Origin of the sequence: Methylobacterium sp. CCH7-A2, assembly GCF_001557075.1 — a bacterium.
GTDB classification, from domain to species: domain Bacteria; phylum Pseudomonadota; class Alphaproteobacteria; order Rhizobiales; family Beijerinckiaceae; genus Allobosea; species Allobosea massiliensis.
In genome coordinates this window covers 48529-72914 of the sequence record NZ_LSKN01000088.1, presented here as the reverse complement: position 1 = coordinate 72914, position 24386 = coordinate 48529, and the positions used below count along the sequence as shown (strand labels likewise).

Here is a 24386-nt window from a genome sequence, read left to right as displayed (position 1 = left end):
GACGCTGGACAAGGCGGCCGCGCCTCTCGGCGCGACCGAATGATGAAGGGCGTCAGGCGAGCGTGCCGACGGCTTCTTCGAGCAGGGCCCAGGGCTCGTCACCGAACTTGCCGCGCCATTCCTTGTAGAAGCCCGCCTTCGACAGCGCGTCGCGGAAGGGCGCCGGGTTCACATCGTTGAAGATCATGCCGGCGGCGGCGAGATCCTTCTGAAGTGCGATGTTCTGGGCGGCGACGTCGGCGCGCTCGGCCTCGCAGGCGCTGTTCAGGACGCGGGAGACAGTCGCCTGGATATCGGCCGGCACCTGGCCCCAGGCGCGGCGGTTGATCAGGAACCACCAGCCATCCCACATATGGTTTGTGACGGAGCAGTATTTCTGCACCTCGAAGAGCTTGGCCGCAGAGATGATCGCCGGCGGATTCTCCTGCCCGTCCACAACCTTGGTCTGGAGCGCCGAATAGACCTCGGCGAAGTTCAGGCCGGTTGGCGAGGCCCCCAGCGACTTGAACAGCGAGAGCCAGAGCGCGCTGACCGGCACGCGGATCTTCATGTTCTTCAGGTCTTCGGGCTGGACGATGGGCTTGGAGCTGTTGGTGATCATCCGGAAGCCATTGTCCCAGATCTTGTCCATGACGACGAAGCCGCCGCGGGTGATCTGCTGGCGCAGATGGGCGCCGAGCTTGCCGTCCATCGCGCTCCAGAGCGCCGGATAGTCCTTGAAGGCGAAACCGACGCCGGAGATCGCAGCGGCGGGAATGATCGTCGAGAGCACGTTGACGCCCGAATTCAGGAAGCATTCGAGCGCACCCGAGCGCAGCTGCGAGAGCATGTCGGAATCGGCGCCGAGCTGGTTATTGGGGAATAGCTGGAACTCGAATTTGCCGTTGGTCTGCTCCTTCACCTGCTCGGCCGCCTTGGTGAGGTGGACGTTCAGCGGGTGCGAGGCGGGAACGTTGGTGCCGATCTTGAACGTGTGCTCGGCAGCGTGGGCATAGCGCAGCGGCAGCGCGGCAGAGATCGCGCCTGCGCCGGCGAGGGTGGCGAAGCGGCGCCGGCTGATGGAAAGCGTCATCGTTGTATCCTCCCGTTTGTTTTTGGTTGGTGGGCCGTTCAGGACGACGGCGCGGCCTTGCCGCCGCGGAACATCAGTCCCGCCTCGCGGAAGCCGCCATCGACATTGAGGGTGTGGCCGTGGACGTAGCGGGCCTCGTCGGAACAGAGGAACACCGCCGCATCGGCGATTTCCTCCGGCGTGCCGTAGCGCGTCATCGGGATCAGGTAGTTGTAGGCGGCGCGGGTGGCTGCATCATGGGCGAACTTCGCCATCTCGGTCTCGATGGCGCCGGGCGCGATGTTGTTGACGTTGATGCCATATTCCGCGAGTTCGACAGCCATCACCTTGGTCAGCAGCTCGAGCCCCGCCTTCGCTGCACCATAGGCGCCGCGGCCATGGCCGCCGCGCTGGCCCGAGAGCGAGGCGATGTTGATGATCTTGCCGGAGCGCTGCTTCGCCATCACCCGCGCGCAGGCCTGGGCGACGAAGAAGGCGCCAGTCAGGTTGATCGCGATGGTGCGGTTCCAGGTCTCGGCGTCGATCTCAAGGAACGGCGTGTTGCCGCCGATGCCGGCATTATTGACGAGGATGTCCAGCCGGCCGTAGCGGGCGACGATGGCGTCGATCAGCGCCGTCACAGAGCCCTGGTCGGCGACGTCGACCGCCGCCGCCATGCCTTCGGACGCGCCAAGACCGGCCAGCGCCTGACGGGCGCCCTCCTCGTTGATGTCGGCGAGCACCGGAACGGCTCCTTGCGCCGTCAGAGCGCGGGCGATGGCGAGGCCGATGCCCCGCGCGCCGCCGGTCACCAGGGCGATCTTACCTTTGAGCCTGCCCATCGCGTCCGTTCCTGTCCCTTGCCCGTTCATGCGGCGCCGCCTCGGCGGACTGCGTCGAAGACATCGTCGCCGCCGACCTGGCCGCCCTTGAGCACCAGTTCGAGCCCGTCCCGCTCCGACTCCGGCGCATGGGCGCGGCAGAGCGGCGCGCCGGGCGCAACCGGCGCGATTGCGGTCAGCGCGTCGATGCCGAGCTGGCCTGCCGCATGGCTCGAGGTGTCGCCGCCCGAGATCACCGCGCGCGTCAGCCGGGTCTCGCGCAGCACGCGATCCAGGATGGTGCCGAGCGCCGCGCCGATCCGGTCGTTGACCGCTTCGATCGTCAGCCCGGCGGTAGCCACCGCCTCGCGCAACCGCGCGACCGCCGGATCGTCGGGCCCCTGGACGGAAAAGACGAGCGGGCTTTGGCCCTCCGCCAGCGCCGCCAGCGCGCGATGGGTCGCAGCCTCGATTTCGCTCTCCCAGGCACGAGCATCGACCGCGCGCTCGGCCGCGATGCGGATCGGCGCGAAACCCCGCTCCTGCGCCGTGGCGATCTGCCGGGCAGTGACCGGGGACACCGAACCGGACACGACCGCGATCTGCACGACCGCCCCCGGCGAGGCCAGGGCCGGCGCGGCCGGCAGCAGGCCGGCGGCGCGCCAATGCGCGACGAGCGCCGCCTCGACGCCCTGCGAGCCGATGGCGAAACAGGGCCGTCCGGCGCGCTGCCAGAGCAGCCGGCCCGCCTCCTCCAGAGTCTGCGCATCCAGGACGTCGATCGAGACGATGGCTGCGCCATCCGCGAGGGCGGTATCGAGCGCGGCGTCGCCCGCGCCCCGCTTCATCGCGACGAAATCGACGAGGCCGATGGGCAGGTTGGTCTGGCGGGCGAGATGGCGGCCAAGATCGGCCTCGTCCATCGGCGTCACCGGATGGCGTGCCATGACGGGATGCCGGTCGAGCCGGTAGCCGCGGCCATGGGACAGCGCGAAGAGATGGCCGAAGCTCTGGAAGCGACCCATGCCGGGTTCGCCGACGACGAGCGGGATCCAGCCCTTGAAGAGCCGCGCACCGATCTCCGCGGCACGGCCGATCGAGCCGATATGGGGGGCGGAGTCGAAGGTGGAGCAGACCTTGTAGTGGAGGATGGGCGCACCGAGCGCCTTTAGCCCGGCGAAGATCGGCGGAAGGTGCTCATCCATCCAGGCCGGGCTGCGCGAGCGCGCGACGCCGGCGATGCCGATACCGCGGCAATGCCGGAAGGCCGCCAGGCGCTCCGGCGTCGGCGGGGTGAGGAACAGCACCGTCTCAAGACCGGCGAAGGCGAGCGCCTCCATCGAGGCGGAGGAGCCGGTGAAATCATCGCCATAGAAGGCGACGAGCGGCCCCGCCGGGAGGGGTCGCAGCGCGCTCACGCCGCAATCTCCAGCGCCCGGCCGAGTTCCGGATGGGTGCGGGCGTGCTCGGCGAGCGGAATGCCGGCGATCGCCGCCGCCCAGGCCTCGCGCAGCGAGCGCACCCCCGCCGCGACCCCGTCGGGATGGGCCATCACACCGCCACCGGCGGTCATGAGCAGGTCGGTGCTGCCGAGCGCGGCATAGGTGCCGTGCGCCTGCCGCACCGTCTGGCCCGACGAGAACACCGGCATCACCGTGCAGGGCTTGTCGGCGAACATCGGCGTCAGGCATTCGCGGGCCGAGGCGATGACGCTGTCGTCGGTCTCCGAGAACTTGTTGGAGAGCCCGTTGACATGCATGTGGTCGGCCCCCGCCAGGCGCCAGAGCTTCTGCCAGGCGACATAGGACCAGCCCAGCATCGGGTGGCGCGAGAGATAGCCCCAGCCATTGCGATGGGCGTGGATCGGCAGCTGGGCGAAGCGCCCGAGCTCGATCATCCCGACGAGGCCGACCGAGTTCAGGCTCGCCATCAGGCAGGTGGCGCCATGGGCGAGCAGCGTGTCGTGGCGGCGGCGCATCTGGTCGAGATCGCCGGTCAGGTTGAAGGCGAACATCGGCTTGCGGCCGGTACGGTCGGCATGGCGCTCGATCACCGCCATCACCGCGGCGACGCGCTGGTCGAAGGGGCAGGCCGGCCCGTCGGACTGCAGCTCGTCGTCCTTGATGAAGTCGATGCCGGCACCGCACAGCTCGTCGACGAGCGCGGCGGTGGCGGCCGGACCGAGCCCGACACTGGGTTTGATGATCGTGCCGATCAGCGGGCGCCCCTCCACCCCGGCGAGGCGACGCGTGCCGGCGATGCCGAAACGCGGGCCGGGATAGGCTGCGGCAAAGGCCGCCGGCAGGCGGATGTCGAGGATGCGCAGGCCGCTGGCGGATTTCAGCTCGAACAGGTTGCCGGCGACGGTGGCGAGCAGATTGGGCAGGGACGGGCCGATATTGGCGAGCGGCCAGGACAGGGTGACGCGCGCCCGGGTGATCCGCTCGTGGGGTGGGCTCGGGACGTTTGAGGGCAGCGAGCGGCCTGGAACGTCGCGCTCCAGGATATCGAGCGCCACCACCCGTGCAGCGGCGCGCGACTTCAGCTCCGGCGTCTCGCCGGGAATGGCGACGAAGGTGCCACTCGACTGCTCGCCCGCCATCGTCTCGGCGGCGCGCGCGGGATCGATCGGGGTCTCCAGCAGATAATCGGCCTCGAAGCGGTCCGTCAGCATCGATCGCGTCCTCTCAGGCCACGCGGCAGGTCAGGCCGCCATCGACCGGCAGCGCCACGCCGTTGATGTAGGCCGCTTCGTCGGAGGCGAGAAACAGCGCCGCATGGGCGATGTCCCAGGCCGTGCCCATCTTGCCCGTCGGGCTGGCGGCGTCGCGGGCCGCGATCATCTCTTCGGTGCTGGCATACTGCCCGGCGATCTGCTGGTGGATCAGCGGGGTGTTCATCATGCCCGGCATGATCGCGTTCACGCGGATGCCGTCGCGGGCATATTGCAGTGCCAGACCCATGGTGAAGTTGTTCACCGCCGCCTTGGCCGCGTAATAGGCGCTGTAGGGATAGCCCGTGTAGCGGATCGCAGCGACCGAGGAGACGTTGATGATCGCGCCCTTCTTCCGGGCGAGCATATGCGGCAGCACATGCTTGGCGGCGAGGAAGCAGGTGGTGACGTTGAGGTCCAGCGTGCGGTGCCAGTCGGCCTCGTCGAGCTCGATCGGCCCGCCCATCCCGGCATAGCCGACATTGTTGTGCAGCACGTCGATCCGACCATGGGCCGCGACGATCCCGGCCACCAGCGTCGCGACCTCGTCGGATCGCGTGGCGTCGCAGGCATGGGCGCTGGCGCGCCCGCCCTCGGCGGTAATGATGGCGACCGTCTCTTCGGCGGCAGCGCGGCTGACGTCGATGCAGGCGACCTGAGCACCCTCCCGAGCGAAGACGGCGGCCGTCGCCTTGCCATTGCCCCAGCCGGGCCCGACCGAACCCGCGCCGAAGACGATGGCGATCTTGTCCTGAAGCCGTCCGGCCATGCGCGCCTCCAGCCGCAGTCCCACGCCACCGCGGATGCGGAGCCTGGACTCATCGGCGTTTCCTCTTGGCGGGCGTCTGACGTTCGCTTGGTCACGCCGTCGGGGCGCTCCCTCTCCTCGCGTCTTCCGAGCCTGCTCGTTCGTCTCGTTGATCACAGGCTAAGACACGAGGCGGCGAGAACGACATCCCAATTCGACGCCGGCTGCTGTAAGGTTTTCTCACAGCAGAAGGCCCCTCCCCGATGGCATCTCCCCGCCTCCCTCTCAATGCGCTGCGCGCCTTCGAAGCGACGGCGCGGCTCAACAGCATGTCCGCCGCCGCAGCCGAACTGGGCGTCACACACGGCGCGATCAGCCGGCATGTCCGCAGCCTGGAAGCCGAGTTCGGCGTGCCGCTTCTGAAGAGACTGCCGAAGTCGGTCGAGCCGACCCAGCAGGGCGGGCAGCTCGCCGCGACGCTAGGCGACGCCTTTGCGCGCATGCAGCAGGGCGTGGCGGCGCTGGCACCCCTGCCCCTCACCCTTTCCTGCTCGGCCACGATCAGCATGCACTGGCTGATTCCCCGGCTCGGCGCGTTCAAGCGCGCCAATCCGGATGTCGAGATCCGGCTGAACCTCAACTATGGCGAGGTCGACTTCCTGCGCGACGAGATCAGCCTCGCCATCCGCTCGACGATGTTCAAGGCGCCGCAGGACGTGATCATCCGGCCGCTGCTGCGTGAGCGCGTCGGCCCGGTCTGCCACCCGGACTATGCGCAGCGGCTCGGGCTGAAGCAGCCCGCAGACCTGGCGCAGGCGAGGCTCCTCGGGACGGCGACGCGAGTCCATGCCTGGCGGGAATGGATGGACGCCTTCGGCTATCGCGGCGAGCCCCTGCAGCCGCAGGACAGCTTCGAGCATTTCTACCTGCAGAACCAGGCGGCGGCCTGCGGGCTCGGTGTCGCGATCGCCCCTGAGATTCTGGTCGAAGGCGAGATTGCGCGCGGCCATCTCCTCGCGCCCTTCGGCTTCGTCGACGGGCCGCACGAGCTCAATCTCTGGATCGCGCCGCATCTGCGCAGCCGGCCCGACGTAAAGCGTCTGGCCAACTGGATCGAGGAGACGATGCGCGCCTGACCCCGCAGCGACGGCCGGATCAGGACAGGCGCCGGTCCTGGATGTCGGCAATGCGCTCGAGCAGCGCGCGATGCTCGGCCAGCAACCCCTGCAGCGGCGTCAGGGGGCGGAAGGCGCGCTGGTCCAGCGCCTCCTCGCCCTCCTCGGCCCAGGCGTCGATCGCCGCATCGGCGGCCGCGAGATGACGGGCTGAGGCCGCAGTGGCGCCCTCTTCCCGGGCGATGACGCCGGCGATCTCGCCGCGCAGCCGCTGCTCCGCTGCGATCACCGCGTCGAGTTCGTCGGTGTATCTCGACACGATCAGGCCGTCGGCTACTGGATGACCCCGCGCTTGTCCAGGCCGTCGATGTTGCAGCGGCAGGGTGCGCCGCGCGGGGCCGGCGGCACCGGGCAAGAGCCACGTGAGGTCACGCAGAACGCGCCACCCCGACCGCCCTCTCGATAGCGCGGACGCTCTTCGTAATAACGGGGACGGTCGTCATAATAGCGAGGACCGCGATCATAGCCCCGGTCATAGCCGCGATCGTAACCCCGGTCGTAGCCACGGTCATATCTCCGGCGATCATCGTCGCGGTCGTAGCGGCCATCGGGCTGGGCCTGCTGCTGCCACTGGCGCTGCGACGGGGGCGGCGGGGGCGGCGCTTCGCGTCCGCCACCCGGACGGATGCTGGCGAAGGGATCGTAGACCTGCGCGCCCGCCGGCAGGGCGCCGAGCAGAAGCGCACCGGCGAGGACGATCCGGACGAGCTTGGACATCATCATGCAGTCTCCTGGCGTGGCCCATCCGCACGCGGTGGCTTGGGGGGATGGCCGTTGTGCCTTTCGTAGCGCAAGCCGGATGAATGGCGGCTGAAACGCGCCGCGGCGCGACGTCGCGCCTCAGGCGTCGTCGTCACGCTCTCGCGACGACGGGCCGTTCTCGTCGAGTTCGAGCGGCGCGCCAGGAATCACATAGCTTCCCTTCAGCCAGCGCCCGAGATCGATGTCGGCGCAGCGCGCCGAACAGAACGGCTTGTAGCGGGGCTGCGCCGGCTTGCCGCAGATGGCGCAGGGCTTGAGCGGCTTCGCCGGCGGCGGTTGGATCGCTGGCGGCGTGTTCTCGTTGTCAGCCATATTTGAGCGTAATCCCTCCATCGACGACCATGTCGAGGCCGGTGACATAGCGCGCTTCGTCGCTCGCCAGGAACAGGGCCGCGTAGGCGACATCCCAGGCCTCGCCCATATGGCCCATCGGCACCTGCGCGTCACGCGCCGCCCACATCGCCTCGACATCACCCTCGCCATAGGCCTGGGCGAGACCGGCGGAGTGCGCGACCATCGGCGTCTTCATCAGGCCGGGCAGGATCGTGTTCACTCGGATCTTCTGCGGGGCGTATTGCACGGCGGTTGTCCGTGTCAGCTGGTTCAGGGCCGCCTTGGTGGCGGAATAGCTGGCATACGGAACGCCAGTGTGGCGGATCGAGGCGATCGACGAGATGTTGATGATCGAACCGCCCTGCCCGCTCTCTTCGAACTGGCGCAGCATGACCGGGATGACATGCTTCATCGCCAGAAAGGCGCCGGTGAGGTTCACCCTGAAGACGCGGTCCCAGACCTCCTCCGGCAGGTCGACGACACCGCCGACCTCAGCGATGCCGACATTGTTGTCGAGGATGTCGATGCGGCCATAGCGGCCGAGCGTCCGCGCGACGAGATCGGCGACCTGCTCGGCCTTGGTGACATCGGCGTGGACGGCGAAGGCCTGGCCGCCCTCGTTCTGGATGATCGCCGCCGTCTCCTCCGCGGCGTCGCGGTTGATGTCCGCGCAGATCACTTTGGCGCCTTCGCGGGCGAAGACGGTGGCGGTGGCCTTGCCATTGCCCCAGCCCGGCCCGATCGACCCCGCCCCGGCCACGATCGCGACCTTGCCCCTCAGACGTCCCGACATGCGCGCTCCTCCCTGTGGCGCGCCTTGTGAGGCTGGCGCGCTGCTCATGGCCGCAGGATCGGGGCTCGGGGCCTGCGGTGCAAGACGCGCGGTTCGTGAGTACTTGTCAGAGCGTGCAGCCGGGGGTCTGATCCGGACAGCCCGAACTTGTCTGTGCCCGCCCCAGGCGAGCGCAGCGAAGGACACGCCGAAGCCCATGTCGCCCGCCGATCGCGCCCCGGACGAGCCGCCCGCGAGAGGGCGCCAACGGGTTTGTCTCGCCGGCGCAACCGGGACGATCGGCCGGGCCACGGCAGCGGCGCTGCTGGGCAGGGGGCATGAGGTGGTCTGTGTCGTGCGGCCGGGCCCACCGGGACGGACCGAACCTCCTCCCGGCGCAGCGATTCGGGTGGTCGATCCGTCGGACCTCGCGGCACTGATGCGCGACGGGTTTGCGGGAGAGCGCTTCGACGCGCTGGTGTCGTGCATGGCCTCGCGCACGGGCGCGCCCGCCGACGCCTGGGCGGTCGATTACCGGGCGCATCTGACCCTGCTGGAGGCTGCCCGGCAGGCGGGCGTCACGCATTTCGTGCTGCTGTCCGCCATCTGCGTTCAGAAGCCGCTGCTGGCCTTCCAGCAGGCGAAGCTCGCCTTCGAAGCGGCGCTGACCGCCTCGGGGCTGCGCTACTCGATCGTCCGGCCGACCGCCTTCTTCAAGTCGCTCTCGGGGCAGATCGGGCGCGTGCGGGCGGGCAAGCCCTTCCTGCTCTTCGGCGACGGGCGCCTCACCGCCTGCAAGCCGATCAGCGACCGCGACCTCGCGGATTTCATCGCAGGCTGCCTCGATGACGAGAGCCGGTGGAACCGCATCCTGCCGATCGGGGGGCCGGGCGAGGCGATCACGCCCCTGCAGCAGGGCGAGGCGCTGTTTGCGCTGCTCGACCGCCCGCCCCGCTTCCGCCATGTCCCCGTCGCGCTGCTCGATGCGATCATCGCGGGATTGAACATCGGGGGCCGGGTGATCCCGTCCCTCGCCGCCAAGGCCGAACTGGCCCGGATCGGCCGCTACTACGCCACCGAGTCGATGCTGGTGCTGGACCCGCAGACGGGCCGCTACGATGCGACGGCGACGCCCTCGACCGGCACGGATACGCTGTTCGACTTCTACCGCGCCGTTCTCAGCGGAGCCGCCGCGCCGGAGCGCGGCGACCACGCGGTGTTCTGACGGGAAGCCCTAGAACTCGTCCCAGCCGCTCGCCTGCGGAGCGCCGTTGACGACCTGCTTCGCGGCCCTCGTCGGGGCGAAAGCCGCCGCCGCGAGTTTGCGCAGTCGCTCGGGCTCGGAGGCCGGGGCGCCGCTTCTGCCATCGCCTCCCGACCGCGCGATGACCGCGAGACCGGCCTGGTGACTGGTGCGGAAGGCAGCGACCAGTTCATTGAGCTCGCCGATCTTCGCGAAGAGCGAACCGGCGGAAGCGGCGCTCTGCTCGGCGAGCGAGGCGTTCTGCTGGGTCATCTGGTCGAGTTGCGCGACGGCCTGACTCATCTCGTCGACGCCCGTGGCCTGCTGCGCGGCGGCGGCCGAAATCTCGACGATCGTGTCCGAGACGGCGCCCGAATCGACCACGATCTGGGTGAGCGCGTCGCCCGCCCGGCGCACCAGCGAGACGCCCTGCTGAACCTGGACGTTCGACGAGGCGATCAGAGCGGCAATGTCCTTGGCGGCCTCGCCCGACCGTTGCGCCAAAGTGCGGACCTCGCTGGCGACGACCGCGAAGCCGCGACCCGCCTCGCCGGCGCGGGCGGCCTCGACCGCGGCGTTGAGTGCCAGCAGGTTGGTCTGGAAGGCGATGTCGTCGATGACGCGGATGATGTCGGAGATCTTGTGCGAGGCGTCCTCGATCATCCCCATCGCCTCGACCGCCTGGGTTGCGATCTCGCCGCCGGAGCGGGCGCTCGACATGGCGCGAGCGGCGAGGTCGGCGGCCTGCCGGGCCGCCTGGGCGGAGGCCTTGACGGAAGCCGCCATCTCCTCGCTCGTCGCCGCCGTTTCCTCCAGGGCCGAGGCCTGCTGCTCGGTGCGCGAGGACAGGTCATGCGCGCCGGACTTGATGTCGGCCGACTTGGCCTGCGCTTCGGCGGACGCCGCCTTGATCGTCGTCATGGTGCGCGCGAGCGTCTCGACGGTGTGGTTGAAGTTGTCCTTCATGCCTTCGAAGATCGTCGGCACCGCGCGATCGATGCGGACGCCGAGATCGCCGGCGGCGAGCCTGTCGAACGCGTCGCCGAAAAGACCAACGACCTCCTGCTGGGAGGTGCGGATCGCCTCCGCCGCGACTTCGGCCTGCTTGGCCTCGGCTTCGAGCCGCGCCTTCTCGGCGGCCTCGAAATAGACGCTGACCGCCAGTTCGATATCGAGCAGAACCACCTTGCTCAGGCTGGCCAGCGAATCGGCGAGTTGGTCGCTGTCGTCGCCGCCTCCGAACCAGCCCTTGCGACGGCTCTGGGCGGAGATGGCGGCACGGATCAGATCCTCGAGGACCAGCGCATAGCCGCCGATATACCAACGGGGTTCAAGGCCGATGCGGGCATGGGTCTGACCAACGGTGGAGACGCGCCGATAGTAATCGTCGCCGAATTCGCCCTCGACGATAATGTCCCAATGCGAGATCTGGCGATCCCGCGCCGACTTCATCATGGTTTCCGAGGAGAAGAACTTGCGCGTCTCGGGATACCGCTTGATGTGTTCGTAAAAGCGCGCCAGAGCGACCGGCATCTGGGCGGCCACGATGGGCTTCAGGCGCTTGACGTCGTCTTTCGTCTTCTGGTCGATCTGCAGAAAGTCCAGGCGGTCGTGAATGGGCGACGTCACAGGGGCTCCTCCAGGGAACGAGAATTATCTGGCATAGTTTTGGGCGAACGGCCGCTGCACGCGCGCCGGCGCCAGCAGGCAACACCCGCCAGCCGACAGATTACAATAAGAAAACACTAATAAATGATTAAATCGAAATTTTAGACACTAACAAACGTGCATTCCATTACGTCATCTCAAATTTACACAGCGTCTATTCAATTTTACACTGCTACCGTCAAATGCTGCTGACACTCTCCCCTGCGGCAGCTCCCGGCCGGGGTTCAGCCGACATTCATCCAGCCGAAGCGGACCGGAAAGCCCTCGCCGCCCAGCAGGTTGACGGTTTCGTGCAGGGGCAGACCGACGACGGCGCTGTAGGAACCGACGAGTTTGACGACGAAGGAGCCGGCGATACCCTGGATGGCATAGCCGCCGGCCTTGCCGCGCCACTCGCCCGAGGCGAGATAGGTCTCGATGTCCTCGGTCGACAGCCGCTTGAAGCGCAGCCGCGTCTCGACGACGCGCTCGCGCACCGCCCCGCCCGGCGTCACCAGGGCGACCGAGGTGTAGACCCGGTGGGCGCGGCCCGAGAGCAGGCGCAGGCAGGCGGCGGCCTCATCGACGATCTCGGCCTTGGGCAGGATGCGGCGACCGACCGCGACGACGGTGTCGGCCGCGACGATGTAGCAGCCTTCGAGGTCCGGCCGTGCGGCGGCGCCGATGCGGGCGGCTTGGGCCTTCTCGCGTGCGAGACGGCGCGAAAGATCGCGCGGACGCTCGCCTTTCAGCGGTGTCTCGTCGAGATCGGCCGGCAGCAGCGCATCGGGCTTGAGGCCGACCTGTTCGAGCAAAGCGAGCCGGCGCGGCGAGGCCGAGGCCAGGACCAGCATCGGGCGCCAGCCGGGATGTTTGGGAGCGGCGAAAAGATTCAAGGGAAACCAACCGGTTGGGCGCGGACCGGGCGCCGCGCGGCACTGCCATGGCTCTAGAGCATTTTTGATGGCGGATAAATCCGCCCTTCTTCGCCCCGCGTCGGACGCGCCTCACTGCCCCGATTTTGGCCACACCATTCCCTGTGCGCATATTTGATGCAGGCCATCGCCCTCTGTGCGATTGCATGTCGCCGACGGCGGGCGCACAGTCACGGGTCGCTGGATCATCAAGGCCCGCCCCGCGTTGGGTTCAGGGCGATCCGCGCAGCCAGTTCCGGAGTCTTCCCCCCATGCCCCCGACACCACGCAAGGCCCGCGCCGCGATCGCGGCGGGCGGAGCAGCGCAGGCGCTGGCCGCGCGGATGGCGACGATGCAGGCCGATGCAGGCCTGACGATCGCGATGCGAATGCCGATCCTGATGCAGGGCGCGCTCGGCGACCGGCGTGGCCAGCGCGAAGCGGCCAAGGCCGTCACGGAGAAAGTCACGGCGGTGCTGGAGAGCGGCTTCGCCGCAGGCCAGGCCGGCGCCCTGTTCTGGTGGGGCCTGATGCTCAGCCCGCCCGGCAGCGTCAACTTCGCAGAAGCGGCGGCCGACATCGCCCATTCGACGCTTGAGCCGTTCTCCCGCCGCACCAGCGCCAACGCCGCCCGGCTGGGCCGCTCGCGCCGCCGCGGCTGAAATCCGGCTCAGGCCGCGGGGGGCTGCCCTTCCGCCGGCGCCGGGGCGGCCGAGATCGACGCCATGTGCTCGCGATCCAGTTGGCGATAGCGCGCGGCGCTGAGCGGGATCAGGGCGAGATAGGCGATCACGACCAGCGCCAGCATCTCGAACGGGTAGGCGAAGAGCAGCCCCGCCACGACCACGACCGCGACGAAGATCGGCAGCACCTTGTCGCGGGGGATGCGCGTGCCGAGCGTCTTGCCGGCGTAGCAGGGGATGCGCGAGATCGTCAGGAAGGCGATGAAGAGGATGTAGAGCCCGACCGGCACCGCGCCGTATTCCTGCACCGGCACGCCGATGAAATGCAGGTAGAGCGGCAGCATGGCCGTGATCGCGCCGGCCGGAGCCGGCATGCCGACGAAGAAGTTCTTCTGCCATTCCGGACGGTTGGGATCGTCGATCATGACGTTGAAGCGCGCCAGGCGCAGCGCCATGGCGCAGGCGAGCGTCAGCACGATGATCCAGCCGAAGGATTTCAAATCGTGCAGGACGAAGATCCACAGCACATAGCCCGTGGCGACGCCGAAATTGACGAAGTCGGAGAGCGAATCCAGCTCTGCGCCGAAGCGCGACGTGCCCTTGAGCATGCGGGCGAGCCGGCCGTCGACGCCGTCCAATGCGGCCGCGATCAGGATGCAGATCGTCGCCGGCTCGAGCTTGCCCTCGACGACGAGGCGCATCGCCGTCAGCCCCAGGCAGAGCGCCAGCAGGGTGATGACGTTGGGCGCGATCAGCCGGAACGGAATCGGCTTGAAGCGGGCGCGCTTCGATTCGACGCGCTCGGGCTCGAAGGGGGGAAACAGGTCGCTCATGCGAGCCGGGATACGCCGTTTTCGAAGCGGAGGCTAGGCGGGGCGCCCGGCCGGGGCGCCGTCAGAGGCCCCGGAAGCTGCGCGGGGCGGGCTCGCTGCCGGCGAAATCGGCCAGCACCGTCTCGCCCGCGAAGGCTGTCTGGCCCTCGCCCACGAGCGGCACGACGCCGAGTGGCAGATAGACGTCGACGCGCGAGCCGAAGCGGATCAGGCCGAAGCGCTCGCCGGTGCCGATGACCTCGCCCTCCTTGACGAAGGGGACGATGCGGCGGGCGATCAGCCCCGCGATCTGGACGACACCGACGATGCCGTGGGCGGTTTCGATCGCCAGCGCGTTGCGCTCGTTGTCGTCACTCGCCTTGTCGAGCTCGGCATTGAGGAAGAGGCCCGGCGTATAGGCCATCTTGACGATGCGGCCCGGCACGGGGGCGCGGTTCACATGGCAGTCGAAGACGTTCATGAAGATCGAGATGCGCGTCATCGGCTCGGCCGGGAGATTGAGCTCCGGCGGCGGCAGGGCCGAGGCGATCTGGCTGACGCGGCCATCGGCCGGCGAGATCACCAACCCCTCGCGCTGCGGCGTGATGCGGACCGGATCGCGGAAGAAATAGCAGATCCAGAGCGTGATGATCGCGCCGATCCAGCCGAAGGGCGACCAGAGATTGGCGAGCACGATCGTCGCGACGAGCGCGATGGCGATGAAGACGTAGCCCTCCTTGTGGATGGGCACGATCACCTTGCGGACGGAATCGACGAGCGACATGGGTTTTGAAATCCGTGATGCGGAGCGCGCGGCCGTCGCGCCTCCCGATGCGGTCTGCGGCGGAACAGGCCGCCTTAGTCTGGGCGCTGTTTAGGGGGTTCGGGCCGCGCAGGGAAGAGCGTCATCGCCGCGCCCCATTCGACGCCGACGCTGTGCCCTCAACAGGAGACCGGCCGTGACGACACTCGACGCCCTCGACATGCCCCCCTCCCCGGGTCTCGTGGAGAGCCGCCGACCGACGCTCTCGGTGATCGCCTCGCTGCTGCGCAACCCGCTGCAGGCGCTGCCGCCGGAGGTCTATCGCGAGCGGCTGGTGCTGGCGAAGACGGGCGGGCGGACGAGCCTCTATGTCTGCGATCCCGCTCTGATCCAGGAGGCGCTGACCCGACAGGCCGGAAAGCTCGGCAAGGGCGAATTGATCCGCAAGGTGCTCGGGCCGGCCATCGGCGAGGGGCTGCTGACGGCCGATGGCGGGCATTGGCGCTGGCAGCGCCAGGCGGTGGCCTCCGGCTTCCAGCACGAGAAGCTGCTTGGCTTCCTGCCGGCGATGATCGAGGCGGCGGAAGCGACACGCGGGCGCTGGCAGGCGGCCACTACCCCGCTCGACATCGGCCATGAGATGATGCGGACGACCTTCGACATCATCATCGAGACGATGCTCTCGGGCGCGCAGGCGCTCGATGTCGGCAAGGTCGAACAGGCGATCTCGGACTATCTTGAGCCGTCCAATTTCATGTTCCTCTACAATCTCTTCGGCCTGCCGGGCTGGCTGCCCTATCCCGGCCGGGCGAAAGCGCGCGCCTCGGTCACCTATTTGCGCGAGAACCTGCGGGCACTGGTGGCGCAGCGCCGGGCCGAACCGCCCGAGCATGGCGACCTGCTCGACATGCTGCTGGCGAGCGTCGACCCCGAGACCGGCCGGGCGATGAGCGACGAGGAGATCGTCGACAATCTGCTGACCTTCGTCACCGCCGGCCATGAGACGACGGCCTTGGGTCTCGCCTGGACCTTCCATCTCCTCGCCCAACATCGCGACTGGGAGGCGCGGGTGCTGGAGGAGATCGCGGCCGTCACGGAGGGCGGACCTCTGCAGCCGCGCCATGTCGCTTCGCTGCCGCTGACAAAAGCCGTGTTCCAGGAGGCGATGCGGCTCTTTCCCCCCGCTCCGGTCATCACACGCGAAGTGGAGGAGCCCTTCACGCTGGGGGGCGTCGCGCTGAAGCAGGGCTGGGTGCTCTATGTGCCGATCCAGGCGGTGCATCGTCACGAGAAGCTTTGGGAGCAACCCGAGCGGTTCGACCCGTCGCGCTTCCTCAGCGAGGCGGGGCGCGGACGCCACCGCTACGCCTATCTGCCTTTCGGCGCGGGCCCGCGCATCTGCATCGGCAGCGCCTTTGCGACGATGGAAGCGGTCGCGATCCTGGCCGTGCTGCTGCCGGCGCTTCGGCTGGAGCCCCTGCCCGGCCAGGCGCCGGAACCAACGCTAAAGATCACGCTGCGGCCCAAGCACCCGCTGCAGATGCGCGCCAGCGCGCGCGGCTGAGATTGCGGCTGCTCAGGTCACCGGGCGGTAGGTGGTGAAGCGCTTGGCCGCCAGCCAGGTCAGGCCGAGGAAAGCCGCGAGGAGTAGCCCCTCGGCGATGGCGAAGGGTGGCTCGGACCCGGTCGGCGCCAGCGCATGGAGCGCCGGCACCTTCTGGAAAAGCTGCGCTAGCAGAACGAAGAGCAGCAGGTAGAAGCTCAGCATCGCCGTGACGGCATAGACGCCGCGCCAGCGGCCCTCGAGCATCCGGGCATAGAGCGCAAAGCCCGCCGCGACGACCAGCACCAGCGCGACGGCGCCGATGATGTGCGAAGGCAACAGGCCGTTGAACGGAAAGCCGAAACCGGTCGCGCTGGTGGCGAAGGCTGTGGAGAGGAAGATTCCCGTCCAGCGCGGGCTGATATGGCCCCTGAGCAGCCCGGCCGCGACCGGGAAGCCGGCGACGATGGCGATGAGGCTGAGCCAGGTGTGGAAGCCGACGAAACTCAGGGGATTGAACATCGCTTCGCCTCGTCGGGTGGGCCGGAGTTGGCGCTGGCAGCATGCAGGAAGCGCGCCGTTGGGGCCAAGCGGACGCGCTCCCCGCCGTCAGGGCGCCAGAGAAACCCGCACGCTCGGCTCTTCCTCGGCGCTGGCACGCTGGAGCGTCGCCTTGGCCTCGTCGACCTGGCGCTGGCGGTTCCAGAGCGAGGCGTAAATGCCCTCCGCCGCCAGCAGCGTAGCGTGGCTGCCGCGCTCGGCGATCAGCCCCTTGTCGAGCACGATGATCTCGTCGGCATTGATCACGGTGGAGAGCCGGTGGGCGATGACCAGCGTGGTGCGGCCGCGGCTGACGAGATCGAGCGCGTCCTGGATTTCCTTCTCGGTGAAGGAATCCAGCGCCGAGGTCGCCTCGTCCAGCACCAGCACGGGCGGGCCCTTGAGGATGGTACGGGCGATGGCGACGCGCTGCTTTTCGCCGCCGGACAGCTTCAGGCCGCGCTCGCCGACCGAGGTGGCATAGCCCTCCGGCAGGGATTTGATGAAGCGGTCGATCTGGGCGAGCCGGGCGGCCTCCTCGACCTCCGCCATGCTGGCCTCGGGCCGGCCATAGCGGATGTTGTATTCGATCGTGTCGTTGAACAGCACCGTGTCCTGCGGGACCATGCCGATGGCAGCACGGAGCGAGACCTGCTGGACGTCGGCGATCGGCTGGCCGTCGATCAGGATGCGGCCCTTCTGCGGCTCGTAGAAGCGGAAGAGCAGGCGCGAGATCGTCGACTTGCCGGCCCCCGACGGGCCGACGATGGCGATGGTCTTGCCCGCCGGCACGGTGAAGGAGATGCCCTTCAGGATCGGCCGCTCGGGGATATAGGCGAAGTGGACGTCCTCGAAGGTGACCTCGCCGGCGGGGACGATGAGCGGCTTCGCGCCCGGCTTGTCCTGGATCTCCGGGTCCTTGCCGATGAGGGAGAACATCTGCTCGATGTCGAGCGTCGCCTGCTTGATCTCGCGATACACGGTGCCCATGAAATTCAGCGGCTGGTAGAGCTGGATCAGCATGGCGTTGATCAGCACGAAGTCGCCGACCGTGAGCGTGCCCGCCCGGAAGCCCTGCACCGCCATCACCATCGAGATCGTCAGGCCGATCGCGAATATCGCCGCCTGGCCGAAATTCAGCCAGGCGAGCGAGGTGTAGGCCTTGATCGAGTTGCGCTCATAGCGCGCCATGGAGAGGTCGTAGCGGGCGGTTTCGCGCGCCTCGGCGCCGAAATACTTCACCGTCTCGTAGTTCAGCAGCGAGTCGATCGCCTTCGAATTGGCGTCGGTGTCGGACTCGTTCATCTGGGTGCGGATGGCGATGCGCCACTCCGTCGCCTTGATGGTGTAGGCCATGTAGGTGGTCACCATCACCACCAGCACGACGACATAGAGCCAGTTGAAGATCGTCAGCAGCACGGCGATGATCAGGACGAGCTCGATCGTCACCGGCACGAGCTGGTTGAGGCCGAGCCGCACCATCTCCTCGATGCCGTTGCGGCCGCGCTCCAGGACGCGCGTCAGCCCGCCCGTCTTGCGCTCGAGATGAAAGCGCAGCGACAGCTGGTGCAGATGGCCGAAGGTCTGCAGGGCGAGCGTGCGCACCGCATGCATGAAGACCGGGGCAAACAGCGCGTCCCGCGCCTGGATGAAAGCGGCCGAGCCGATCCGGGCGAGACCGTAGATCACCGTCAGCGCCAGCGGCGCGCCGACGAGCCAGGGTAGCCAGTCACCCAGGGTCGTCGGCGTCGCGGCCAGCGCGTCCGTCGCCCATTTGAAGGTGAAGGGCACGCCCATCAGCACGACGCGGCCGAGCACCAGCAGCAGGAAGGCCAGCACGACGCGGCGGCGCAGATCGGCGCGATCGGCCGGCCAGAGATAGGGCCAGAGCGCGCGGAAGGTGGCGGCGAAGCCCGAGCCGGGCTGGAGCACGGCCGAACGCGCAAAGGTCGGCGCCGGGGGCGGCGCGGCAGGCGGTGACATCTTGAAACGATTCCAGGTTGGTCCGCCGGTATAGGGGCAAACGCCTCCGAATGCATGGGGGTCAGGAGAACAACCTTCCCCCCACCGCCTTGCTTCGGTCGAAAGCCAGGTGTCAGATCGGGCAGCGCTGCCAGCGCGTCATCGGGGAAACGACACCATGACGATCCACCGACTTGTCCTTGCGGGCCTGCTCGCGCTTCCCACCGGCCTCCTGCCTGCTTCGTTGCCGGCTCTTGCCCAGAGCGCCAAGCCGCCGGCCCAGATCACCGTCACCAACATGCGCTCCGTGCCGCTGACGCTGTTCGAGATCGCCACCGGCGGCGACCAGCCCCGCCTCGTCGGCAAGATCGCCAAGCCGCTGGCGCCGGGCAAGAGCATCGCGGTGAAGCTGAACAAGCCGGCCGGCTGCAGCTATTTCGTGCTGGCGCGCTTCGACGACGCCGTCGAGAGCGACGCCGAGGACATGAATCTCTGCAAGGACAAGGTCATCCGCCTGACGGAGTGAGGGGGAGCAGCGGGCACGCCCTCCCCGTCATCCTGGACCAGCCGCGGAGCGGCGCAGGCCGGGATCCATCATCGGGCTGGACGGCATTCTATGATGGATCCCGGTCGGCCTCCGGCCGCCCAGGATGACAGCGTGGATAGGATGCCTTTTCTACCCCGTCGCGCCGGACCGCATCAGCTTGTAGGTGATCGAGTCGACCAGCGCCTGGAAGGAGGCGTCGATGATGTTGGCGCTGACGCCCACCGTGGTCCAGCGCTCGCCGGTCTCGTCGGCCGACTCGATCAGGACGCGGGTGACGGCATCCGTGCCACCCTGGAAGATGCGGACCTTGTAGTCGACGAGGCGAAGCCCCGCGATCAGCGACTGGTAGCGGCCGAGATCCTTGCGCAGCGCGACGTCGAGCGCGTTGACCGGGCCGGCCGCGCCCTCGGCGGCCGAGATCAGCACCTCGTCGCCGACCTTCACCTTCACGATCGCCTCCGAGAAGGTGACGAGGTCGCCGAGCGCATTGTAGCGGCGCTCGACATTCACCTTGAAGCGCTCGACCTCGAAATAGGCCGGCACCTCCCCCATGATCCGCTTGGCGAGGAGGTAGAACGAGGCATCGGCGCCTTCGAAGGCGTAGCCCTGCGCCTCCTTCTCCTTGACCTCCTCCAGCACGCGCCCGAGCCTCGGATCGTCGCGACCGAGCGTGACGCCGATGCGCTCCAGCTCGGCGACGAGGTTCGATTTGCCGCCTTGATCTGAGATCAGCACCTTGCGGCGGTTGCCGACAGCTTCCGGCGACACATGCTCATAGGTGCGCGGGTCCTTCAGCACCGCCGAGGCGTGGATGCCGGCCTTGGTGGCGAAGGCCGAGGCGCCGACGAAGGGGGCGTGGCGGTTGGGCGCGCGGTTGAGCATCTCGTCGAGGGCGCGCGAGACCTGGCTGAGCTCGCCGAGCTGCTTCTCGTCGATGCCCAGCGCAAAGCGCTCGCGATAGCGCTCCTTGAGCTTCAGCGCGCCGATCAGCGTCACCAGATTGGCGTTGCCGCAGCGCTCGCCCAGCCCGTTCAGCGTGCCCTGGATCTGGCGCGCGCCGGCCTCGATGGCGGCCAGCGAATTGGCGACGGCGCAGCCGCAATCGTCATGGGCGTGGATGCCGAGATGATCGCCCGGCACGACCTTCTCCACCGCGGCGACGATGGTGCCGATCTCGTCGGGCAGCGTGCCGCCATTGGTGTCGCAGAGCACGACCCAGCGGGCGCCGGCCTCATAGGCCGTGCGGGCGCAGGCCAGCGCGTAGTCCGGATTGGCCTTGTAGCCATCGAAGAAGTGCTCGCAATCGAGCATCACCTCGCGGCCGGCGGCCTTCGCCGCCTCGACGCTCTCGCGGATGCCGGCGAGATTGTCCTCGAGCGAAATCTCGAGCGCGACATGGACATGGTAGTCCCAGCTCTTGGCGACGAAGACGATCGCATCCGCCTTCGCCTCCAGCAGCGCGGCGATGCCGGGGTCGTTGGCGGCCGAGCGCCCGGCCCGCTTGGTCATGCCGAAGGCGGCGAATTTCGCGTGTTTCGTCGGCTTTTCGGCAAAGAAGGCGGTGTCGAGCGGATTGGCGCCGGGATAGCCGCCCTCGACATAGTCGATGCCCAGCCGGTCGAGCAGGCCGGCGACCGCCCGCTTGTCGTCGAGCGAGAAATCGACGCCGGTCGTCTGCGCGCCGTCGCGCAGCGTCGTGTCGAAGAGGTGGATGCGGGCCGCGCTCATGCGTCGCGTCGCAGCTTGAAGCGCAGCACGCGCGGCACCACCATCGCCAGCATGACGAGCTTGATGGCAACGGAGAGCGAGCCGGCGGGGCGGATCTTCGGGGTCATGGATTCTTCTTCTTATCTTCGATGAGGGTGATGCAGGCCGAAACGAAGTCCCTGGCCTGCTGGACGGCGAGATCGGCTTCGGCCCGATGCTGGACGCCATCGCCGTAGTCAGCGAACAGCCGCAACTGTTCCTCCCGCCCGATCAGCCGGCCGATTTCTAGGGGCAGATGGCCTGCCTTAACGATGGCGAGATTGAACAGCCGGATGAGCCCGGCATGTGTCTTGACTTCGGCCGTATCGACGCCGGCCACCGTCTCGATGCTGCCTCGCGCCGCATCATAGCAGGCGTAATAGGCGCGATTCACCGCACCGTCGAAGTCCCCGGCATCGAGGAGCAACTCCGCCGAACGCAAGGACTGTCTCGCCTTATCGAGATGCGGTCTCATGCTGCAGGCACCAGCGGCACCGCGTCCCGCCGCGCAGCCTGCAACAGCCCGGCGAAGCGCGCCCCGTCCTGATGGGCCAGCCATTCTGCGCGCGTGAAGGGCCAGGGCTGAATCATCAGGCCATGGTCCGTGAGCGCATCGAAGGCGAGATCAACGAGCCGCATCTTCTCGTCCAGAGCCGAGCCCGAGAACGCACTCAAGACGACGGCAATGTCGGCATCGCTTTCGGGGCGAGCCGAGCCGCGCGCCCGACTTCCGAAAAGGTACACACCCGCCAGCCGATCACCATAGGCTGCCGAGACCAGCCCAGCATAATCGGTCAGGGCGCGTTCGACCGCATGCTCGTCCGGCGCGGCCAGCAGTTCGGCGAGATCCCTCACCGCTTCACCTCCCAGGTCGTGGTCGGCTCGCCGGTCGCGGGATCCTTGCCGTCCTTGAGGGCGATGCCCATCGCGGCGAGCTCGTCGCGGATGCGGTCGGATTCGGCGAAATTCTTGGTGCGGCGGGCAGCTAGGCGGGCAGCGATGCGCGCTTCGACCTGCAAATCATCGATCTTAAGCTCAGCCTTCTTTCGGTCACGCCAAACGACCGGATCGTACTGCAGTAGGCCAAGAATACGGGCAGAAGCCACCACAGCGGAGGCTGTTCTAGGATCATGTATATCCCAACCGAGTACATCACCGGCCACCATTGCACCGGCCGTACTCGATGCGAACAGTGGATAAAGCTGCGAAACGGCGGCAACGGTGTTTAGATCGTCCAGCAATGGCTCAATGACCGCAGCGATGGGAGAAGCGGCATCATCGATCGGAGTCGCGACGAGCCACCCATACCACCGATCCAGCGTCGCCTCCGCCTCCTCCAGCGCCTTCACCGTCCAATCGATTGGCTGACGGTAATGCGTCTTGAGCATCGCGAGCCGCAGCACCTCGCCGGGCCATTTGCGCCCGCCGAATTCATCCGTCTCCAGCAGTTCGTTGATCGTGACGAAGTTGCCGAGCGACTTCGACATCTTCTCGCCCTCGACCTGCAAGAAGCCGTTGTGCATCCAGTAATTCGCCATGCGGCCGCTGCCGTCCGCGCCGCCAAACGCGCAGCAGCTCTGGGCGATCTCGTTCTCGTGGTGCGGGAAGACGAGGTCGATGCCGCCACCATGGATGTCGAAGACGTTCTTCTGCGGATCGTCGCAGGCCAGCCCGCCGCCGAAGGGCTCGAGCAGCTTCGCCATCGACATGGCCGAGCATTCGATGTGCCAGCCCGGCCGGCCGGGCCGGGTGATGCCCTCGGGCGCGCCGTTTGGCCAGAGCCAGCCCGGATCGACGCCATCGCGGCTCGGCTTCCAGAGCACGAAATCCATCGGGTCGCGCTTATAGGGCGCGACATCGACCCGTGCTCCGGCGATCATCTCGTCGAGCGGGCGGCGGGCGAGTGCGCCGTATTTCGGCGCGGCGCGCAGATCCGCCACGGCCGGGACATGGAACAGCACATGCTCCTCGGCGACATAGGCCACGCCGCGCGCGATCAGGCGGTGGATGATCGCCTGCATCTCACCGATATGGTCGGTGGCGCGGGGCTCCTCGTCCGGTGGCAGGCAGCCCAGCGCCGCGATGTCGGCATGGAACTGCGCGGTGGTGCTCTCGGTGACCTTCGCGATCGCCTCGTTCAGCGGCAGGCCGGGGAAATCGCGGGCGGCACGCGCGTTGATCTTGTCGTCGACGTCGGTGAGGTTGCGGGCATAGGTGACGTGATCGGCGCCATAGAGATGCCGCAGCAGCCGGTAGAGCACGTCGAAGACGATGACCGGACGCGCATTGCCGATATGGGCATAGTCGTAGACCGTCGGCCCGCAGACATACATGCGGACATTGGCGGCATCGACGGGGACGAAGTCCTCCTTCGTCCGGGTCAGCGTGTTGTAGAGCCTGAGGGTCGGCATCGGGGTGTTGATCCTGGCGAACGGCGAAAGCGTCACGGCGGGCGATCCTGGCCGCTGGCCGGGGCGCTTTTGCGTCTTTACCGTTTCAGGATGAGGACGTGAGCAGCCGGCCAGCGAGAGCTAGCGGCAAATAATGCAGATAATGTTGAGGGCCCGCGTCATCCCGACACGCTTGCCTTCGCGCGAGCTTTCCGTCAAGAGGGCGCCCCGCTTTTGCCGCCGCCGCGCCGGATGCGGGCCATTTTATTCAAATCTTAACGGTTGGGAACCATCCTCGCGATTCGAGGGTTGAGCGCCCATCGTTTGCGAGGAAGTCACCCCATGCGTCGCGCCGTTGCCCTGGTCGGCCTGTTCGGGATCGTCGGAGCCGGGCTTTCGCTGTCGGTCCTGCCGACGACGAAGACCGAAGCGGCCCCCAAGGGCCAGCGCACCTTCCTGATCCCCGCCAGCGATGGCTACGGCGTCGCCGACTGCATCTCCAGCAACTCCGAATGCGGCAAGATCGTCGCCGACGCCTGGTGCGAGGCGCAGGGCTATGCCCGCGCCAGCGCTTTCGGCTTGGCCTCTCGCGAAGACTTCACGGGCTCGCTCTCGAAGGCGCGGCCTGCCGCTACAGCGCCCGAGCAGCCGCTGGTCATCACCTGCGGCGGCTGAGTCCGGCGTTCACCGGATCCATTCGCCGCACTTCGCCGGCTCGCCGGTGCCGCCCCAGGGCATGATCGGCACGCTCGACGTCGAATTCTTGGGCGATCCGTCGATCAGCTTATCGGAATAGACCATGTAGATCAGGACGTTGCGCTTGGCGTCGCAGCCGCGCACGATCTGCATCTTCTTCCAGATCAGCGAGCGCCGCTCACGGAAGACGACATCGCCCTGCTCGGCCTTCTCCTTGAACCGGATCGGGCCGATCTGACGGCAGGCGAGCGAGACGTCCGAGACCTCTTCGGCCACGCCGAACATGCCCGACACGCCGCCCTTCTCGGGCACAGTATAATGGCAGGCCACGCCTTCGACGACCGGATCATCGACACCGTAGACGGCGAGCTTGTCGTCGGGCGTCAGCATCTTCCAGACGGTCGACTTGCGGAAGATCAGATCTTCCTGCGCCGCGGCTGGCGCAGCCAGACCGGCAAGGGCGAGAGCGCCGGCCAGAAGGGCGGAAGCGAGGGCTTTCATCAGGTGCATCTCTCCAGCGGCGCG

26 protein-coding genes are annotated in these 24386 nt (G+C 67.9%); 6 read left to right on the top strand and 20 right to left on the bottom strand.

Annotated features, from left to right (window positions below):
* Window positions 1-52 precede the first annotated feature (52 nt).
* From AX750_RS07020 to AX750_RS07000, 5 genes are read right to left on the bottom strand one after another with little or no spacing between them, the layout of a single operon-like run.
* Window positions 53-1072: a TRAP transporter substrate-binding protein gene (locus AX750_RS07020; protein ID WP_066725255.1), complete on the bottom strand. Its 1020-nt coding sequence runs from the start codon at window positions 1070-1072 to the stop codon at window positions 53-55.
* A 38-nt stretch (window positions 1073-1110) separates the two neighbouring features.
* On the bottom strand, window positions 1111-1893 hold the full coding sequence (locus tag AX750_RS07015) for a 3-oxoacyl-ACP reductase family protein (RefSeq protein ID WP_066725252.1): 783 nt from the start codon (window positions 1891-1893) through the stop codon (window positions 1111-1113).
* Between the two features lie 26 nt (window positions 1894-1919).
* Window positions 1920-3290, bottom strand: a complete 1371-nt coding sequence (locus AX750_RS07010) for a four-carbon acid sugar kinase family protein (RefSeq protein ID WP_066725249.1) — start codon at window positions 3288-3290, stop codon at window positions 1920-1922.
* On the bottom strand, window positions 3287-4546 hold the full coding sequence (locus tag AX750_RS07005; protein ID WP_066725247.1) for a ribulose-bisphosphate carboxylase large subunit family protein: 1260 nt from the start codon (window positions 4544-4546) through the stop codon (window positions 3287-3289). The genes AX750_RS07010 and AX750_RS07005 overlap by 4 nt, the downstream gene beginning before the upstream one ends.
* Before the next feature lie 13 nt (window positions 4547-4559).
* On the bottom strand, window positions 4560-5354 hold the full coding sequence (locus AX750_RS07000; protein ID WP_066725348.1) for an SDR family oxidoreductase: 795 nt from the start codon (window positions 5352-5354) through the stop codon (window positions 4560-4562).
* Between the two features lie 242 nt (window positions 5355-5596).
* On the opposite strand from AX750_RS07000, the gene AX750_RS06995 reads away from it, so the two are divergent.
* Window positions 5597-6469, top strand: coding sequence for a LysR family transcriptional regulator (locus AX750_RS06995; RefSeq protein WP_066725244.1), 873 nt, complete (start codon window positions 5597-5599; stop codon window positions 6467-6469).
* Between the two features lie 19 nt (window positions 6470-6488).
* Here the strand turns inward: AX750_RS06995 and AX750_RS06990 are convergent, their stop codons facing one another.
* From AX750_RS06990 to AX750_RS06975, 4 genes are all read right to left on the bottom strand, one after another.
* Window positions 6489-6767 carry a hypothetical protein gene (locus AX750_RS06990; RefSeq protein WP_066725241.1) on the bottom strand — a complete coding sequence of 93 codons (279 nt, stop codon included), beginning with the start codon at window positions 6765-6767 and terminating at the stop codon, window positions 6489-6491.
* Between the two features lie 14 nt (window positions 6768-6781).
* Complete coding sequence (locus AX750_RS06985; RefSeq protein WP_066725238.1) at window positions 6782-7231, bottom strand: hypothetical protein; 450 nt, start codon at window positions 7229-7231, stop codon at window positions 6782-6784.
* A gap of 117 nt (window positions 7232-7348) precedes the next feature.
* The gene (gene yacG / locus AX750_RS06980) at window positions 7349-7582 is read right to left on the bottom strand and encodes a DNA gyrase inhibitor YacG (protein ID WP_066725235.1); all 234 of its coding nucleotides are present in this window, start codon (window positions 7580-7582) and stop codon (window positions 7349-7351) included.
* On the bottom strand, window positions 7575-8396 hold the full coding sequence (locus AX750_RS06975; RefSeq protein ID WP_066725233.1) for a glucose 1-dehydrogenase: 822 nt from the start codon (window positions 8394-8396) through the stop codon (window positions 7575-7577). The genes yacG and AX750_RS06975 overlap by 8 nt, the downstream gene beginning before the upstream one ends.
* Before the next feature lie 196 nt (window positions 8397-8592).
* Here AX750_RS06975 and AX750_RS06970 point away from each other — a divergent pair, with 196 nt between their 5' ends.
* On the top strand, window positions 8593-9600 hold the full coding sequence (locus tag AX750_RS06970; RefSeq protein WP_066725231.1) for an NAD(P)H-binding protein: 1008 nt from the start codon (window positions 8593-8595) through the stop codon (window positions 9598-9600).
* 9 nt (window positions 9601-9609) lie between these two features.
* Here the strand turns inward: AX750_RS06970 and AX750_RS06965 are convergent, their stop codons facing one another.
* The gene (locus AX750_RS06965; RefSeq protein WP_066725229.1) at window positions 9610-11247 is read right to left on the bottom strand and encodes a globin-coupled sensor protein; all 1638 of its coding nucleotides are present in this window, start codon (window positions 11245-11247) and stop codon (window positions 9610-9612) included.
* A 263-nt stretch (window positions 11248-11510) separates the two neighbouring features.
* Entirely contained in the window at window positions 11511-12119 is a 609-nt protein-coding gene (locus tag AX750_RS06960; protein WP_066725227.1) for a Maf-like protein, read from the bottom strand.
* 332 nt (window positions 12120-12451) lie between these two features.
* Between AX750_RS06960 and AX750_RS06955 the strand changes: the two genes are divergently transcribed.
* Window positions 12452-12841 carry a hypothetical protein gene (locus tag AX750_RS06955; RefSeq protein WP_066725216.1) on the top strand — a complete coding sequence of 130 codons (390 nt, stop codon included), beginning with the start codon at window positions 12452-12454 and terminating at the stop codon, window positions 12839-12841.
* Between the two features lie 8 nt (window positions 12842-12849).
* On the opposite strand, the gene AX750_RS06950 is transcribed toward AX750_RS06955, so the two are convergent.
* Together AX750_RS06950 and AX750_RS06945 are read right to left on the bottom strand one after the other, a co-directional pair.
* Window positions 12850-13695: a phosphatidylcholine/phosphatidylserine synthase gene (locus AX750_RS06950; RefSeq protein ID WP_066725202.1), complete on the bottom strand. Its 846-nt coding sequence runs from the start codon at window positions 13693-13695 to the stop codon at window positions 12850-12852.
* A gap of 61 nt (window positions 13696-13756) precedes the next feature.
* Window positions 13757-14470, bottom strand: a complete 714-nt coding sequence (locus AX750_RS06945; RefSeq protein WP_280939898.1) for a phosphatidylserine decarboxylase — start codon at window positions 14468-14470, stop codon at window positions 13757-13759.
* A 163-nt stretch (window positions 14471-14633) separates the two neighbouring features.
* On the opposite strand from AX750_RS06945, the gene AX750_RS06940 reads away from it, so the two are divergent.
* Window positions 14634-16001, top strand: a complete 1368-nt coding sequence (locus tag AX750_RS06940) for a cytochrome P450 (RefSeq protein WP_245282331.1) — start codon at window positions 14634-14636, stop codon at window positions 15999-16001.
* A 12-nt stretch (window positions 16002-16013) separates the two neighbouring features.
* Here the strand turns inward: AX750_RS06940 and AX750_RS06935 are convergent, their stop codons facing one another.
* Together AX750_RS06935 and AX750_RS06930 are read right to left on the bottom strand one after the other, a co-directional pair.
* Entirely contained in the window at window positions 16014-16502 is a 489-nt protein-coding gene (locus AX750_RS06935) for a hypothetical protein (protein WP_197426710.1), read from the bottom strand.
* A gap of 87 nt (window positions 16503-16589) precedes the next feature.
* On the bottom strand, window positions 16590-18503 hold the full coding sequence (locus AX750_RS06930) for an ABC transporter ATP-binding protein/permease (protein WP_082735207.1): 1914 nt from the start codon (window positions 18501-18503) through the stop codon (window positions 16590-16592).
* Between the two features lie 157 nt (window positions 18504-18660).
* Here AX750_RS06930 and AX750_RS06925 point away from each other — a divergent pair, with 157 nt between their 5' ends.
* Entirely contained in the window at window positions 18661-19008 is a 348-nt protein-coding gene (locus tag AX750_RS06925; RefSeq protein ID WP_066725196.1) for a hypothetical protein, read from the top strand.
* 150 nt (window positions 19009-19158) lie between these two features.
* Here the strand turns inward: AX750_RS06925 and cimA are convergent, their stop codons facing one another.
* The 4 genes from cimA to cysS all read right to left on the bottom strand — a co-directional run bounded on the left by cimA (window position 19159) and on the right by cysS (window position 23186).
* Window positions 19159-20757 (bottom strand): citramalate synthase, encoded by a 1599-nt coding sequence (gene cimA / locus AX750_RS06920; RefSeq protein WP_066725193.1) that lies wholly within the window; start codon window positions 20755-20757, stop codon window positions 19159-19161.
* 103 nt (window positions 20758-20860) lie between these two features.
* A complete protein-coding gene (locus AX750_RS06915; RefSeq protein ID WP_082735208.1) occupies window positions 20861-21250 on the bottom strand; it encodes a HEPN domain-containing protein in 390 nt (129 codons plus the stop codon).
* Complete coding sequence (locus tag AX750_RS06910) at window positions 21247-21630, bottom strand: nucleotidyltransferase domain-containing protein (protein ID WP_066725187.1); 384 nt, start codon at window positions 21628-21630, stop codon at window positions 21247-21249. Before AX750_RS06910 ends, AX750_RS06915 begins: the two co-directional genes overlap by 4 nt.
* On the bottom strand, window positions 21627-23186 hold the full coding sequence (gene cysS / locus AX750_RS06905; protein ID WP_066725333.1) for a cysteine--tRNA ligase: 1560 nt from the start codon (window positions 23184-23186) through the stop codon (window positions 21627-21629). The genes AX750_RS06910 and cysS overlap by 4 nt, the downstream gene beginning before the upstream one ends.
* 321 nt (window positions 23187-23507) lie before the next feature.
* Between cysS and AX750_RS06900 the strand changes: the two genes are divergently transcribed.
* Entirely contained in the window at window positions 23508-23840 is a 333-nt protein-coding gene (locus AX750_RS06900; protein WP_066725184.1) for a hypothetical protein, read from the top strand.
* A gap of 9 nt (window positions 23841-23849) precedes the next feature.
* Here AX750_RS06900 and AX750_RS06895 read toward each other — a convergent pair whose 3' ends face one another.
* Window positions 23850-24362: a CreA family protein gene (locus AX750_RS06895; RefSeq protein ID WP_082735212.1), complete on the bottom strand. Its 513-nt coding sequence runs from the start codon at window positions 24360-24362 to the stop codon at window positions 23850-23852.
* Window positions 24363-24386 lie beyond the last annotated feature (24 nt).